The organism is Sphingobium sp. YBL2, assembly GCF_000943805.1.
GTDB lineage: Bacteria > Pseudomonadota > Alphaproteobacteria > Sphingomonadales > Sphingomonadaceae > Sphingobium > Sphingobium fuliginis.
Window position 1 is genome coordinate 2,767,590 of record NZ_CP010954.1, and the last position, 14,576, is coordinate 2,782,165.

The following is a 14,576-nucleotide window of genomic DNA, read 5'->3' on the forward strand; positions in this document are numbered from 1 at the left end:
GGGGATGGCCGACGGTCTGAACGCCGCCCTCTCCCGAAGGAGCGCGGCGCGGCCTGATGGCGACGCTCGACCAAAAACATCTTCCGCACATATCGCAAAAATCACGTGATGATATGTTGTAACTTTGCTCGGCCTCGCTTATGTAGCACGCACCATGCCGATCAGCCTTCGCCAGCATCTGCTCAACGGCCGGATCGATCGCATCGCGATCGCTCTGTCGGGCGTGTGCGTGGCGCATTGCTTCGGTACGGCCGTGCTGCTCGGCGTGCTCGCCTCGGCCGGAGGGATTTTCGAAAGCCCGATCTTCCATGAGGCCGGCTTGGTGCTGGCGATCCTGCTGGGCGCGGTAGCGCTCGGCCATGGCGCCGTGGCGCATGGCTTCATGATGCCGGCCGCGATCGGATCGCTGGGCCTGGGAATCATGGCCGGTGCGCTCACCATGGATCATGGCTGGCAGGAAAGTGCCTATACGCTGCTGGGCGTCGCGATCCTGGCGCTTGGCCACGATCTCAATCACCGCGCCGGGCGATAGCCGCTCCAACATCGCGCATGAAAAAAAGGGGACCCGGCAAGGTCCCCTTTTTGCCTGGCCGCTGATTCCGGCTCAGATCGGTTTACGGTCCAGCCGATGTTCGCCCTTCACCCAGCGCACCGTGCCGGTGCTGGCGCGCATCACGACGCTGTCGGTGGTGAGCTTGCCGCCCGGCAGCCGCTTGACGCCGGCCAGCAACGATCCGTCGGTGACGCCGGTCGCCGCGAAGATGCAGTCGCCCTTGGCCAGTTCGTTGAGGTCATAGACCTTGTCCAGGTCGGCAATGCCCCATTTGCGGGCGCGTGCGCGCTCGTCATCGTTGCGGAACAGCAGCTTGCCCTTGAACTGCCCGCCGACGCAGCGCAGCGCCGCGCAGGCCAGAACGCCCTCCGGCGCGCCGCCCGATCCCATGTACATGTCGATATTGGTTTCGGGATTGGTGGTGGCGATCACGCCCGCCACGTCCCCATCCGGGATCAGCATGATGCCGCAGCCGATGGCGCGCAGCTCCGCGATCAGCTTCTCATGGCGCGGCCGGTCCAGCACGCAGACGATGATCTCATGCGCGTCGACGCCCTTGGCGCGGGCGACCGCCTCGACATTCTCCTTCACCGACCTGTTGAGGTCGATGACGCCGTCCGGCAGGCCCGGGCCGACCGCCAGCTTCTCCATATAGACGTCGGGCGCGTTGAGCAGGCCGCCCTCTTCGGAAATCGCCAGCACGGCCAGCGCGTTGGGACCGGCCTTGGCGGTGATGGTGGTGCCCTCCAGCGGATCGAGCGCGATGTCGATCCGCGGGCCGGTGCCGATCGCGTTGCCGACCTTCTCCCCGATATAGAGCATCGGCGCTTCGTCGCGTTCGCCTTCACCGATGACGACGGTGCCGTCCATATAGAGGTCGTTGAAGGCCAGACGCATCGCTTCGACCGCGGCGGCATCGGCGGCCTTCTCATCGCCGCGGCCGATCAGCTTCGACGCGGCGATCGCGGCCGCTTCGGTCACGCGCACCATCTCCAGCACCAGCACACGATCGAGTATCGAGCTTGCCTGCACCATGTCGTTTCCTCTTCAGCCGCTATTTTGGAGAGCGCGATAGGATGTCGCTCGAACATTGTCGAGGGTGCGCTTTTCGCGAGGGGGATGCAACGGAAGCGCGTTTGTGGCGTTCGCAGCAGGACAAGACCAAGGGCCGCTCCGATGATCCTTCTGCTGATTGCCGCCAGCCTCGCCGCGCAGCCCGATGGTGCGCCGCGCCGGATCGCCAGGGTTCAGCCAGCGCCATGCCAGGCCGTGCCGGCGCTGTGCCTGACCGATACGGTCGCGCAGGAACCGCGTCTGGGACGAAGCGCGGCTTCAGCGGGCGACGGGAAGATGAGCGCCTACCGCTTCGATGCGCGGCCATGCCGGATCGTGGGCAATATGGGCTGCCCCAAGCGCGCCAATCGGCAGATATTCCGGCTGGGCGAACCCATCGGCCAGACGCTGGCCCGCAGTTTCGGGCTGGATTGAGCGTGCGGAACGGAAAGGGGCGTTCGAAGCCATGCTCCTCCCGCCTGTGGAAGGGATAGGGGGGCGCAAGCGGCGAGCTTACAAGCTGGCTGTTGAAAACCGCCGCCGATGTCGCGCCAGCCACCCCTCTGTCGAAGGTCCTGGATGGGTCAATCCCAGCGCCATGCCTTACACCTGCATCTCAATCCAGGATATGCATCACCATCGGCGTTTGCAGCAGGCTGTCCGACCCCGCCAGCCGGTCCAGCGTCTCCCTTACGCAGCGTTCCTCGCCTGCATGGGTGACGATCGCCACCAGCACGCCGTCCGTCTGGCTGGCGCCGCGCTGGATCATGCTCTCGATGGACACGCCGGCGTCGCGGGTCGCCGCCGCGATCTCCGCCAGCACGCCGGGCCGATCCTGCACCTTGAAGCGCAGATAGGCGCGACCCACGCGCTTGCCCGCATCGGCCGGCTTCTGCTGGGCCAGGGCGGCCACGGGCATGGCGAGCGCGTCGCCATATTCGTCGCGCGCCACGTCGATCAGGTCGGCGACCACCGCCGATGCGGTCGGCCCGTCGCCCGCGCCGCGTCCCTGGAAGAAAAGGCGGCCGACGAAATTGCCCTCCGCCACCACGGCGTTCAGCGACCCGTCGACATGGGCCAGCGGATGGTCGAGCGGCACCAGCATCGGGTGGACGCGCTGGAACAGGCCGTCGGGGCCATTTTCCGCCATGCCGACCAGCCGGATGCGATAGCCGAGCGCTGCCGCCTCCGCGATGTCCGCGGCGATGACATGGCGGATGCCGGTGGTCGCGACCGCATCGAAATCCAGTTCCGTGCCAAAGGCGAGGCTGGCGAGGATGGTCAGCTTGTGCGCGGCGTCGACACCGTCGATGTCGAAGCTGGGATCGGCCTCGGCATAGCCCAGTTCCTGCGCTTCCTTCAGCACCTCGTCGAAGCCGCGCCCTTCTTTCTCCATCGTGGTCAGGATGTAGTTGCAGGTGCCGTTGAGGATGCCGTAGACACGCGCAATCTCGTTCGCGGCCGCGCCTTCGCGCATGCCCTTGATGACCGGGATGCCGCCCGCGACCGCTGCTTCATATTTGAGGGCGACGCCCGCCTTCTCCGCCAGCCCGGCAAGGTCGAGGCCATGATGGGCCAGCATCGCCTTGTTCGCGGTGACGAAGGGCTTGCCGACGCTCAGGCACTGGCGGGCGAGGGTGAGGGCAGGGCCGTCCGCCCCGCCGATCAGTTCCACCACCACGTCGATGTCGGCGCGGGTCGCCAGCGTGGTCATGTCGTCTACCCATTCATAGGGGGAGAGGTCGACGCCGCGATCCTTGTTGCGGTCGCGCGCGGAGATGGCGACGATCTGGATCGGGCAACCGGCGCGGCGGGCGATCAGGTCGGCATTGGTCTGGAGCAGCCGAATGACCCCGCCGCCCACCGTGCCGAGGCCGACCAGCGCGACGCGCAGCGGGGCATGGCGGTGCAGATTGGTCATGGCTTCCGTTCATCCTTCCTGATCACGAGACGCCGCGCTGATAGCGGCCTCTGCGCTTCTGTCCAAGGAAAAGGAGCCGACCGCGGAACCGGAAGGCTGCCGCCATCGCGCAATCAGCGCGCCGTCCTTGTCCGCCCGCAGGGGCCCAGGGCGTCCAGGACCATCTGATAATCCGCACGGGCCAGCTCGGCGTCCTGGGGCGAGAGCGCCCGCACGGACCGGGCCGGCAGCGCGTTGGGCAGGCCGCAGGCCAGGCGGTACCAGAGCAGGCTGCCCGGCGCCGGGGGCCGGGCAGCCTCATCCACGATCTCGCCCAGCGCCACGGCCCAGCGCGGTTGTTGCCCGGGCCGGCGCAGGATGGACAGCGAGACGGGGTCGCCATTTTCCGTGCGGAGGAAAATCTGCGTCTCCCCTTCGCCGGCGATCGTGCCCGCGACATGGAAGGCATCGCCCAGTCCGATGATGCGGGGCGGCGCATCGACGGCGACCAGTTCGGACAGGATCGCCTTCACCCGCTCGGTCTCCGCAGGGGATGCGACGATCTGCGCATCGCGTGCGACGAGCTGGATTTCGCCGGGGCGCCCGCCGGGACGCGCGAACAGGATGACCTGCGCTTTCTTCAGCTTGGGCATCTTGCCCCGCGCATCGAGCGGCGCGTCGTAGAGGTAACGGACGGTGGGGCTGATTCCCCCCTCGCCGCGAATCAGATTGGCGACATTCGCCTCCACATAGACCCTTTGATACCCTGCCGGGACGGTGCCGGCCTGCGCGGGTTTCAATTTGATGATGTTGCCAATCCGCGCCTGTGCCACCAGCGGCGCGGCGTCCGCGAGGTCCGCGATGTCCGCATAGGAGAGTCCGGCCACGCGTTCCGATGGTTGCGTTACCATCCGGCCCGAACCCGTCTGAGCCACGGAAATCTGCGATTGTACGGCGGAAATGAGGCAGAGCAGGGCGAGCTTCCGCAGGGGCATGGTGGATTTCTTTTTCATCTTCGTCCTAATGATGGCAGTCCGTGACATGTTTGTCACATGCAAGTCTTTCCGGTGTGTAATGGCGGTCGCAAATGATCATATCGATAAAGCGTTTGCGTGCCACGATGCGCCGCGATAGGAGTTCGCACGGTAGCAAATGGACGGATAGGGGCCAAGATGACCGGGGTAGCCCGGCCAGCTCGGGCCGTTTTTGGCTTATTTGCCGATAATCAACTGGTAAGCTGAGTTAAGGAGTGTCGTTGCCGAATGGCCTATGCTGACCACTCGCAAGGATCGAGTCGCACGATCTCGATCATTATCGTCGCCCTGATTCACGCTGTTCTGGGTTATGCCTTCGTCACCGGTCTTGGCATGAAATATGTCAAAAAGGCGGCGGAACAGCTGAACGTGATCGACGTCAAGGAGGAACCGCCGCCACCGGACGAGGAGCCGCCGCCGCCGCCGCCAGACCAGCCGGTCGAACCGCCGCCGGTCGTCGCACCGCCGCCGATCGTTCAGACCCCGGCCCCCGCACCGCCGATCCAGACGGTCCGGACTCCGCCGCCGGTCTTCAACCCGGTTCCGGTTGCCGCTCCGCCGCCGCCGCCGGCTCCCCCGCCGCCGGAGGTGCCCGCATCCCGTGCGTCGCCGCGCAGCAGCCCGGGCAGCTGGCTCAGCGATGCCGACTATCCGAGCCGCGCGCAGCGTGAAGAACGCTCGGGTACGGCCGGGTTCCGCCTGGAAATCGGCCCGGACGGTCGCGTGACCAACTGCACCATCACCTCTTCGACCGGCCATGCCGACCTCGACGAGGCGACGTGCCGCCTGCTTCCGAAGCGTGCGAGGTTCAAGCCCGCGACGGCAGCCGGGGGTGGTCCGATGTCGGACACGTACAATGGCCGGATCACCTGGCGTCTGCCGGAATGATTTTGAAAAGGGCGGGCGAGCGCCTCCGGATGACTGGACGCCGCCTACCCTTGTTTATTGATCCTTTGAGAGGGAAGTCTTGAACATGTTGATGTATCTCGCAGCAGCTGCCGCGCCCAAGGCGGAGAACCCGTATGGCCTGATGGAGGCCCTTGAGCAGGGCGGCACCATCGCCTGGACCGTCTTCATCATCCTTTGCGGTATGTCGATCGGCACCTTCTACATTCTGTTCACCAAGCTGATCGAACAGCAGAAGGTGATCAACCAGGGCAAGAAGGTTCGTGCGACCTTCTGGCGCGCCGCCACCCTGAAGGAAGGCACCGCCAAGCTGGAAAAGAACTCGGCCTACAAGCAGATCGTCGACGACGGCATCAAGGCCCAGGAAGAACACACCAAGCTGACCGACCCGGTCGAAGCCCATGACTGGCTGCACGGCTCGCTCGCCCGTTCGGAAGCCTCGATCAATTCGAAGCTCGGCGGCGGCCTGGCGTTCCTCGCCACCGTCGGTTCGACCTCGCCGTTCATCGGTCTGTTCGGTACGGTTATCGGTATCTACCGCGCGCTCATCAAGATCGGTGCTGCCGGTCAGGCCTCGATCGACGCCGTCGCCGGCCCGGTCGGTGAAGCTCTGATCATGACCGCCCTGGGTCTGGCCGTGGCCGTTCCCGCGGTGCTGGCCTACAACTTCCTGCAGCGCCGCAACAAGTCGATCGCGGAACAGCTCAACGGCTTCACCGTCGACCTGCTGGCTCACCTGGTGTCGAACGGCGCCGTGAAGCCGACGATCGCCGCTGCCCCGGCCGCTCCGGCCGCAAAGCCGGCCGCTGCGCCGACCAAGGCCTGATAGGCTGAGATGCCGGCAAGGGGGCCGGCGGCGGCTGCGACGCCCGGTCCCCCTTATCGGACGTGGGTCCCGGAATGCCGGGGCGCCATCGACAAGCATGTTAGGAAATAATCAATGGCAATGAGTGTTGGCTCTGACGGCGGTGAAGACAAGCCGATGTCCGACATCAACACGACGCCGCTCGTCGACGTCATGCTGGTGTTGCTCATCATCTTCCTCATCGCGGTCCCGGTCGTCGTCCAGACGGTTCAGCTGCAGCTCCCCAAGGTCGCGTTCGAGCCGACGACGACGAAACCGGAAAACGTCTCCCTGTCGATCACGCAGGGCTCCGACGGTAGCTGTGCGGTCTACTGGAACCTGACCCGCGTCTCCTCCGACGAGCTGCTCGACCGTGCGGTCGCGAAGCTGGAGGCGGACATCAAGAAGGCGGGCGGCGTTGAGAATCTGACGCCCGAGGATCTGCCCGAAGTGCATATCCGCGGCGACATCAACGTTCCCTATCGGTGCATCGGCGGTACCATCTACACGATGCAGCGCGCCGGTTTCCCGAAGGTCGGCTTCATATCCGAGCCCGAGCCGGGTTCGCATACGCAGCGGCTTTAAGTTACAGCCCTTTGTGCCGCATTTTCAGACCTGGTGGCCGGTCCACGTCCATCGATGAAAATGCTCTAGGAGTATCGCCATGGCAATGAGTGCCGGAAGAGACGATGGCGAACCGATGGTGGAAATGAACACGACGCCGTTGATCGACGTCATGCTCGTTCTCCTCATCATGTTCATCATCACCATCCCGATCCAGACCCACGCGGTCAAGATCGACCTGCCGCAGAACGCGCCGCCGACCGACAGCGTCATCGACCCTGTCAAGAACAAGGTGGCGATCGATCCCAGCGGCGTCATCACCTGGAACGGTTCGGCCATCGACCTGCTGACCCTGCGTCAGTATCTGCAGCAGTCGCTGCGGTTGCCGGTCGAACCCGAATTGCAGTTCCAGCCCAATGCCGCCACCCGCTACGTCGTCGTCGACGAAGTGCTGGCGGAGATCAAGCGCGCTGGCGTGACGAAGCTGGGCTTCGTCGGCAACGAACAGTACGGCAATTTCTAAGGCCGTCGGAACCGGAGCCGGCACAACGCCGGAACCGGTTCGATAGGATTTGCGCATCGAAAGGGGCGCAGGACGGGCGTTCGCTGGATCATCGGACGTCCGTGCGCCCCCAGGGCACGAATACGCCGCCGCCGTCTGGCCGGGAATGTTCGACTTCCCGTTTCCGGGCGCGGGCTGGGGTGACGCAATCGGGCGCGTGATGCGCGGACCTGCATGGGGGCTGCTTCGGCGGCCCCTTATTTTTGCCCGGCCGGGTTCGGCTTAATGCTTTCTTCACCGCGACGGGCGATGATGCGGCCGGTCAAATCGGCATGGGATCATGGGCGCCAAAGTTCAGACAAACCCGTATCACGGCAATAATCGTCTGGCGGATCGCCGCACGGCTGTGATCGGCGTTCGGGTCCGACGCCCGGGCGAGACCTGGTTCAAGAGCCACATCACCGATGTCTCCGAAGTCGGCTTCCGCTTGAAAAGTTTCATGAAACTGGCGGCGGACGATGATCTGTGGATCATGCTGCCGGGCTTCGAAGGCCGCCGGGCGCGCGTGTTGTGGAGCCGGTCGCATGAATCGGGCTGCGTCTTCGAACGCCCGCTGCATCCGGCGATTCTCGATCACATCATCCGGATCAGCCAGTAAACCGGCGGCGATTCGCTTGCTGGCGCGCTTAGTTCAAAGGCCGCCATCACGCCGATGATCGGCGCCGACGGGGACGCCGACCCATCGTCTCCTCCACGGCTGCGCTCCCCCGCTGACGGTGCCGCTGGCCCGCTCCGGACCATCCCATCCGCGTCTCCATCCGCGTCGTCCTCGACCGGCGCGATGAACTTCGCTGCCGTCCATGCGATCTTCGCCTTGTTTTGGCAGCGGCCGCAGCCTTGCCGATGCCGGGCGGTGATGGGCGCGGGTCGCATCGGACTGGAGAGCATGATGACGCGACAAGCCTCCATGTCCACGGTCTCGACCCATCCGGTCCTTCCGTCCATGGCGAATTCGAGCGTATCGGCGGCGCTCCGACGCAGCCGGGTGGGGCTATATCCTGATCGTCATGAACGGTGCTTCGACCGCCTGTTCTGCGTCTGCCGAAGCGTCATTCCGACCCATCGCGCGTCGCCATCAATCGTCAGAAGAACAGCTTGCGGAAGCTGATCGTCACCGCGCGCCCCAGCGGGTCCAGATAACCCGGCTGGTACCGGACCGGCGTGGTCCCGTTCGCATCGGTCACGCTGCGCCGCTGGTTGAAGAGATTGTCGATGCCGATCGATATGCGCGCCCCGCGCAGGAATGGATGGTTCTTCACCAGCGAAGGCATCTGCCCCAGATTGGCGAACAGGCGCAGGTCCACCGTCGCCAGGCTGCCGAAGTCCAGCCGCGACGCGCCGCCTGCCGTGCCGTTCAGGGCGCCGTCGACATGGGTGCCGCTCTCCCAATCCACGCTCAACCGCGCGCCGAGGCCGTTATTGGTATAGCCCATCCGTGCATTCAGCTCATGCCGCGGCTGGCCGCCCGACGATCCCGTGGCGTCGCCGTTCAGCAGGTCCAGTTCCGGCACGCCGGGCGCGATCAGGATGCTCTCCGTGAAATGCCAGCTGTGATAGAGGCTGAAGCTGAGCCGGCCGCCGCCCCCGCCGCCACGGCCGCCGCCGAAACCTCCCGGCCCGCCAAAGCCGCCGCCGGGACCGCGCGGACCTCCGCCAAAGCCTCCGTCCGAGCCGCCCCGACTGCCTTCGCCTGGCCGCTCGCCGCCATCCTGTCCTTGAGGGGGCTGTCCGCCCTGGCCGCCGCCCGGCCCGCGATTGCCGAACAGGCTGCGCAGGTCCTGCAGCTCCTTGGGCCGCTCCTCAGGCCTGGCGCCGGCGGCACGCCAGGCTTCCACCACCTTCTGGATGTGCGATTTCAGCGGAATGGAAAGGTCGAAGCCCCAGCGGAGCTGCTCGCTCCGCGATCGCAGATAATTGATCGGCCGCGCATCGACCTGCACCAGATTGCCGTCTTCGTCCCGCAGGAAGCGCTGGGGGAAGGCGTCCTCAATGGCGGGGCTCGGCGTCGGGAAGGCCGAGATCGGGTTGCTCGTCCGGCTGTTGGTGTAGGTCGCCGTCAGCGTAAGGTTGGGTTTGTCGAACGGCTTGATATTGGCGCTGAGGCGGAACTGGTCGCGCACGCTCTCCTTGAGGGCGGCATTGCCTCCGCTCAGTTGCGTCACGAAGACGGTCTGCCCGGTCGCATAGTCGAACACCGACACATTGGGCGTGGACACCAGCGGATCGGTGATCTGCGTGCCCGTGGGCGCGGCGCGATCCTGGTTGGCCGACATCAGCAACTGCACGGCGGGCACCGGCCGCCAGCGCATGCCGTACCCCAGGGTCGAAAGCGTGCCGAAGTCGGAATAATGCTGCGCCGCCGCGTTCACATTGACGCCGATGTCGCCCACCGCGGCCAGCACGCCCTTCGACCGGCTGGTGATCGGCAGGTCGACGCTGATCTGCCCGCTGCCGATTTCCCGGCTGTAGCTGTTGTCGCGATCCTCGCCCGAACGGATCGGCCAGCTAACGAAGCCATTGGCCGATCCGCCCACGCGCACCGCGGTCGTCACCGCGCCGGCCGGCAGGTCGAACAGCGGACCCGACAGCAGCAGGTCGCCCTGCACCGCCTTCGATTCCGCCTCCGCCCGGTCGATCACCCGCGTCGACAGCAGGTCGGACGAAAAGCCGCCGAACGGGTCCGCGCCTGCATCGATCGCGCTCTGGATCGCTCCGGTCGCAAACCCCCGGTCGGTCGAAGTCCGGGTGTTCGAATAATCGCCATTGCCGGTGAACGACCATTGCCAGCCGCCGCCCAGCAGGCCGTTCAGCGTCACGCCGACATGGCCGGTCGTGCCCTTGATCTGCTGTCCCAACTCGCCCGTCTGGCGCAGATAGCGATAGAAGCTCGTCGGCGTGGCGAAGGGCGAGAAGGGGTTGCCGGCGGGCAGGTCGAACGCGGCTGCCTGAAACCCTTGCAGGCTGTCATTGTCGGACAGTTCCAGCCGCCCGTTGACGGTCATGGACACCTTGCCCAGGGCGCGGGCCAGCGTCGCATTGGCGGCGAAGCTCTCCGTCGCCGGGCTGAGCGTGCGATGATGGGCCAACTCGCCGCCGGTCATGCCATTCCCGCCCACCAGAAAGGCGTCGATGCCCGATTGCCGGTTGGCCTGCTCACCCTGCACGGTCGGCACCACGCCGCGCTCGCTCTCCAGCAGGGATGCGGCGGTCTTGTACTGCAGGTTGAGGGTGAAGCGATTATCGCCCCGGATGCGCAGCAGCCCGCCTTCCGCCGAGCCGTTCTCCCGCCCGCCCTGCGTCGTTGTGCCCGCGCGCAGGTCCACCGTTTCGGCGCGGAACCGCTGGCGCAGCACGATGTTCACCACCTTCTGCGTCGGCGCATAGCCATAGCTGAGCGCCACCTGTTCGGGCAGGATGTCGACCCGCGCCACCGCTTCGGACGGGATGTCCTGAATTTCCGAAAAGCTGGAGATCCGCTTGCCGTTCAGCAGGATCACCGGCGTCCCATTGGTCTGAGGCGACAGTTCGGAGATCATTTCGGATATGGACGTGACGCCCAGGGCGCGGACATCGGCGGGGGAAAGCTGCTGCTCCGGCTTGACATTGCCGACCACCGCGCCGCGTTCAGGCTGGCCGGTGACGACGATCTCATCGGCATCATCCATCTGCCCGGCCGGGCCCCTCGGCTCCTCGGTCTGCGCCATCAGCGCGCCCGGCGCCGCACTCATCATCAACGGAAACAGAAGACAGGCAAAGGAACGGCGCACTGTTTACCCCTTAGGATCAAACCCTGAATGCCCTCCCTCTAGGGGGAAGTTGTCGCAAGACTCTGGCAATGCCCATAAAGATTTGTCGCAAAATGTAATCCGGCATCGTGCCGCCCGGGTCGGGCCGCATCGCAAAAGACCCTGGCGGCGGGACTGCGACCTGCCATGCCGGAAGGGGATCGCGCGTCTGCCGATTGCATTGCCCGCCAGACTTTCTACACCTTTGCGCATGCGCACGCTCTATCCCGCCATCGAACCCTTCGCTTCCGGACATCTCGACATGGGGGATGGCCACCGCGTCTATTGGGAGCGGGCCGGGACGCCGGGCGCCAAGCCGGCCGTCTTCCTGCATGGCGGGCCGGGCGGCGGCATATCGCCCGACCACCGCCGCCTGTTCGATCCGGAACGCTACGACGTCCTCCTCTTCGACCAGCGCGGCTGCGGTCGCTCGACGCCCCATGCGGAGCTGGAGGCGAATACGAGCTGGCACCTGGTCGCGGACATCGAACGCCTGCGGCAGATGATGGGCGTCGACCGATGGCTGGTCTTCGGCGGAAGCTGGGGATCCACGCTGGCGCTGGCCTATGCCCAGACCCATGCCGACCGCGTGACCGAACTGGTGCTGCGCGGCATCTTCACCATCCGCAAGCAGGAGATCGACTGGTATTATCAGCAGGGCGCCAGCCGCATCTATCCGGACAAATGGGAACGTTTCGTCGCGCCCATTCCGGAGGCGGAGCGTGGCGACCTGCTCCACGCCTATCGCCGGATCCTGACCGGCGACGATCGCACGCGGCAGATCGCCGCGGCCAAGGCCTGGAGCGTCTGGGAGGGCGAGACCATCCGCCTGCTGCCCGACGAAGCGCTGTCCGCCACGCATGAGGCCGATGATTTCGCGCTCGCCTTCGCGCGGATCGAAAATCATTACTTCGTCCATGGCGGCTGGCTGGAGGAGGGGCAGCTCATCCGCGACGCCGGGAAACTGGCGGGCATCCCCGGCGTCATCGTGCAGGGCCGCTATGACATGGCCTGCCCCGCAGAAACCGCCTGGGCGCTGCACAGGGCCTGGCCCGGGGCGCGCTTCGAGATGATCGAAGGGGCGGGCCATGCGTTCAACGAACCCGGCATATTGGACGCGCTCATCCGGGCGACGGACGGGTTTGCCGCCCAAGCGAAAGGATAAGCATGCGCATATGGATGGTGCTGGCGGGGGTCCTCACCCTGATGGGCTGTGGCGAGAGCAGCGACCGGATCACCGCGGTCGACCGCCGGGATACGCCCGAAACCGGCGCCGCGGCCGCCGTCGCGAAGCTTGACGAGGCCCAGCGCAACGGCGTGCTGGAACGCGCGGTGCGGGCGTCGGGCGCGGCTTGCCCGACCGTCATCCGGTCGGAGCGGACCGAGGTGCGGCCCGGCGTCAAGGGCTGGAAGGCCGCGTGCAATGACGGCACGGCGCATCTGATCGAAATTCAGGCCGACGGCACCGCCAACGTCACCAGCCGCACCCACTGACCGTCGGCTTGGCGCATGTCCCGGTGCGAGGCATGGCGGCCCATGCCGTCAGCCTGCGGCGACATCCTGAAACTGGAGGTTGGCCAGCCGCGCATAGAGGCCCTTCTGCCGCATCAGCGTGGCATGGTCGCCCTGTTCGACCAGCCGCCCTTCGTCCAGCACGAGGATGCGGTCGGCGGCCCTGACCGTGGCCAGCCGGTGGGCGATGACGATGGTGGTGCGGCCCTGCATCAGCCGGCCGAGGGCATCCTGCACCAGCCGTTCCGATTCGGCGTCGAGGGCGGAGGTCGCTTCGTCCAGCAGCAGGATCGGCGCATCGCGCAGAAGGGCGCGGGCGATGGACAGGCGCTGGCGCTGGCCGCCCGAAAGGCGCGCGCCGCCTTCGCCCAGAAAGCTGTCAAGGCCCTGCGGCAGGGCGCGCAGGAAACCCTCCGCATTGGCGGCGCGGGCTGCGGCCCAGATCTGCTCGTCGCTGGCGTCCCATCGCCCGTAGCGAAGATTGTCGCGCGCGGAGGCGGCGAAGATGATGCTTTCCTGCGGCACCATGGCCATCATGCCGCGCACCTCGGCCGGATCGGCCTCGGGCAGGGGCACGTCGTTCAGGCGGATCACGCCCGAATCCGGATCGTAGAAGCGCAGCGCCAGCTGGATCAGGGTGGACTTCCCCGCGCCGGAAGGGCCGACGATGGCGACCGTTTCGCCCGGCGCGATGTCGACGGAAATGCCATGCAGGGCCGCCTGGTCGGGCCGTGTGGGATAGCGGAAATGCACGTCCTCGAACTGGAGATGCGCGCCATGCTCGGTTCGCGGCACCGGGACGGGACGGGGCGGCGGGGTTATCTGCGGTACGGCGCTCATCAGTTCATGCAGCCGTCCGGCGGCGCCCGCTCCGCGCAGCAGGTCGCCCCAGGTCTCCGACAACGCGCCGAACGCGCCTGCGACAAGCCCGCCGGTCAGCACGAAGGCGGCGATGCTGCCGCCCGACAGGCGTCCGGCGGCGACGTCCAGCGCGCCCTGCCACATGACCGCCGTGATCGATCCGAAGACCAGTGCGATGACGATGGCGGTCATCGCCGCGCGCAGGGCGATCCGGCGGCGCGCCGTGGCGAAACCCGCCTCGACCGTGCTGTCGAATCGCGCCGCTTCCCGTCCTTCCTGACCGAAGGCCTGCACGATCTTCATCGCGCCCAGCGTTTCCGACGTGACGCTGCCGACATCGGCCAGCCGGTCCTGGCTTGCCCGCGACAGGGCGCGCACGCGGCGGCCAAGGCCGATGATCGCCACCAATATGACCGGAATGCCCAGCAGCAGCAGCCCGGCAAGCTTGGGCGCCAGCGCGAAAAGATAGATGAGGCCGCCGGTGCCCGTTACCACATTGCGCAGCGCGATCGACACGGTCGATCCCACCACCTGGTCGATGATGGCCGTGTCGGCGGTCATGCGCGACGCGATTTCGGAGGGGCGGTTTTCCTCGAAGAAGCGGGGTTCCTGCCGCAGCAGATTGGCCTGGGTGGCCGACCGGATGTCAGCGACGACGCGCTCCCCCAGCCAGGACACGAAATAGAAGCGGGCGGCCGTCGCCAATGCCAGGACCACCACGATCAGGAACAGATATTCGAACCAGCGGCTGATGTCGCCGCCGCCCATGAAGCCGCGGTCGATGACCAGCCGGAACCCGCTGGGAATCGCCAGCGTCGCGGCGGACGAGATCAGCAGCGCGGCGAGCGCCCCGGCGATGCGGCCCGGATAGCGGCTGGCGAAGCGCCAGATCATCGCCAGGCTGCCGAGTGGGGGGCGCGCCTTGTCGCGCGGCGATGGTTGGTCCACATCCTCCATGGCGCCGCGCTCTAAAGGGATTTTGCGTGAAAGGGAACATTTCCC

General features: G+C 66.4%; 14 protein-coding genes. 9 read left to right on the plus strand and 5 right to left on the minus strand.

Going from position 1 to position 14,576, the window contains the following annotated elements; genetic code table 11:
- Positions 1–154: 154 nt before the first annotated feature.
- Positions 155–532 (plus strand): MerC domain-containing protein, encoded by a 378-nt coding sequence (locus TZ53_RS12640; RefSeq protein WP_025549324.1) that lies wholly within the window; start codon positions 155–157, stop codon positions 530–532.
- A 72-nt stretch (positions 533–604) separates the two neighbouring features.
- On the opposite strand, the gene glpX is transcribed toward TZ53_RS12640, so the two are convergent.
- On the minus strand, positions 605–1,588 hold the full coding sequence (glpX, locus tag TZ53_RS12645) for a class II fructose-bisphosphatase (protein WP_025549323.1): 984 nt from the start codon (positions 1,586–1,588) through the stop codon (positions 605–607).
- Between the two features lie 141 nt (positions 1,589–1,729).
- Between glpX and TZ53_RS12650 the strand changes: the two genes are divergently transcribed.
- A complete protein-coding gene (locus tag TZ53_RS12650) occupies positions 1,730–2,041 on the plus strand; it encodes a hypothetical protein (RefSeq protein WP_044661496.1) in 312 nt (103 codons plus the stop codon).
- A 181-nt stretch (positions 2,042–2,222) separates the two neighbouring features.
- Here the strand turns inward: TZ53_RS12650 and TZ53_RS12655 are convergent, their stop codons facing one another.
- Both TZ53_RS12655 and TZ53_RS12660 read right to left on the minus strand, forming a co-directional pair.
- Positions 2,223–3,527 carry a homoserine dehydrogenase gene (locus TZ53_RS12655; protein WP_044661497.1) on the minus strand — a complete coding sequence of 435 codons (1,305 nt, stop codon included), beginning with the start codon at positions 3,525–3,527 and terminating at the stop codon, positions 2,223–2,225.
- A 113-nt stretch (positions 3,528–3,640) separates the two neighbouring features.
- Positions 3,641–4,519, minus strand: coding sequence for a hypothetical protein (locus TZ53_RS12660; RefSeq protein WP_052628198.1), 879 nt, complete (start codon positions 4,517–4,519; stop codon positions 3,641–3,643).
- Positions 4,520–4,768: 249 nt separating this feature from the next.
- Between TZ53_RS12660 and TZ53_RS12665 the strand changes: the two genes are divergently transcribed.
- The 5 genes from TZ53_RS12665 (at position 4,769) to TZ53_RS12685 (ending at position 8,014) form a co-directional block, all read left to right on the plus strand.
- On the plus strand, positions 4,769–5,428 hold the full coding sequence (locus TZ53_RS12665; protein WP_025549319.1) for an energy transducer TonB: 660 nt from the start codon (positions 4,769–4,771) through the stop codon (positions 5,426–5,428).
- Positions 5,429–5,513: 85 nt separating this feature from the next.
- Entirely contained in the window at positions 5,514–6,272 is a 759-nt protein-coding gene (locus TZ53_RS12670) for a MotA/TolQ/ExbB proton channel family protein (protein WP_025549317.1), read from the plus strand.
- 114 nt (positions 6,273–6,386) lie between these two features.
- Complete coding sequence (locus TZ53_RS12675) at positions 6,387–6,875, plus strand: ExbD/TolR family protein (RefSeq protein WP_025549316.1); 489 nt, start codon at positions 6,387–6,389, stop codon at positions 6,873–6,875.
- 79 nt (positions 6,876–6,954) lie between these two features.
- The gene (locus tag TZ53_RS12680) at positions 6,955–7,377 is read left to right on the plus strand and encodes an ExbD/TolR family protein (RefSeq protein ID WP_025549315.1); all 423 of its coding nucleotides are present in this window, start codon (positions 6,955–6,957) and stop codon (positions 7,375–7,377) included.
- 319 nt (positions 7,378–7,696) lie between these two features.
- On the plus strand, positions 7,697–8,014 hold the full coding sequence (locus TZ53_RS12685) for a PilZ domain-containing protein (RefSeq protein WP_025549314.1): 318 nt from the start codon (positions 7,697–7,699) through the stop codon (positions 8,012–8,014).
- A gap of 484 nt (positions 8,015–8,498) precedes the next feature.
- Here TZ53_RS12685 and TZ53_RS12695 read toward each other — a convergent pair whose 3' ends face one another.
- Entirely contained in the window at positions 8,499–11,144 is a 2,646-nt protein-coding gene (locus TZ53_RS12695) for a TonB-dependent receptor (RefSeq protein ID WP_238320171.1), read from the minus strand.
- A gap of 268 nt (positions 11,145–11,412) precedes the next feature.
- On the opposite strand from TZ53_RS12695, the gene pip reads away from it, so the two are divergent.
- Together pip and TZ53_RS12705 are read left to right on the plus strand one after the other, a co-directional pair.
- Positions 11,413–12,366 (plus strand): prolyl aminopeptidase, encoded by a 954-nt coding sequence (pip, locus tag TZ53_RS12700; RefSeq protein WP_044661500.1) that lies wholly within the window; start codon positions 11,413–11,415, stop codon positions 12,364–12,366.
- A 2-nt stretch (positions 12,367–12,368) separates the two neighbouring features.
- Positions 12,369–12,695 (plus strand): hypothetical protein, encoded by a 327-nt coding sequence (locus tag TZ53_RS12705; protein WP_044661501.1) that lies wholly within the window; start codon positions 12,369–12,371, stop codon positions 12,693–12,695.
- Positions 12,696–12,743: 48 nt separating this feature from the next.
- On the opposite strand, the gene TZ53_RS12710 is transcribed toward TZ53_RS12705, so the two are convergent.
- Positions 12,744–14,531: an ABC transporter transmembrane domain-containing protein gene (locus tag TZ53_RS12710; protein ID WP_044661502.1), complete on the minus strand. Its 1,788-nt coding sequence runs from the start codon at positions 14,529–14,531 to the stop codon at positions 12,744–12,746.
- Positions 14,532–14,576 lie beyond the last annotated feature (45 nt).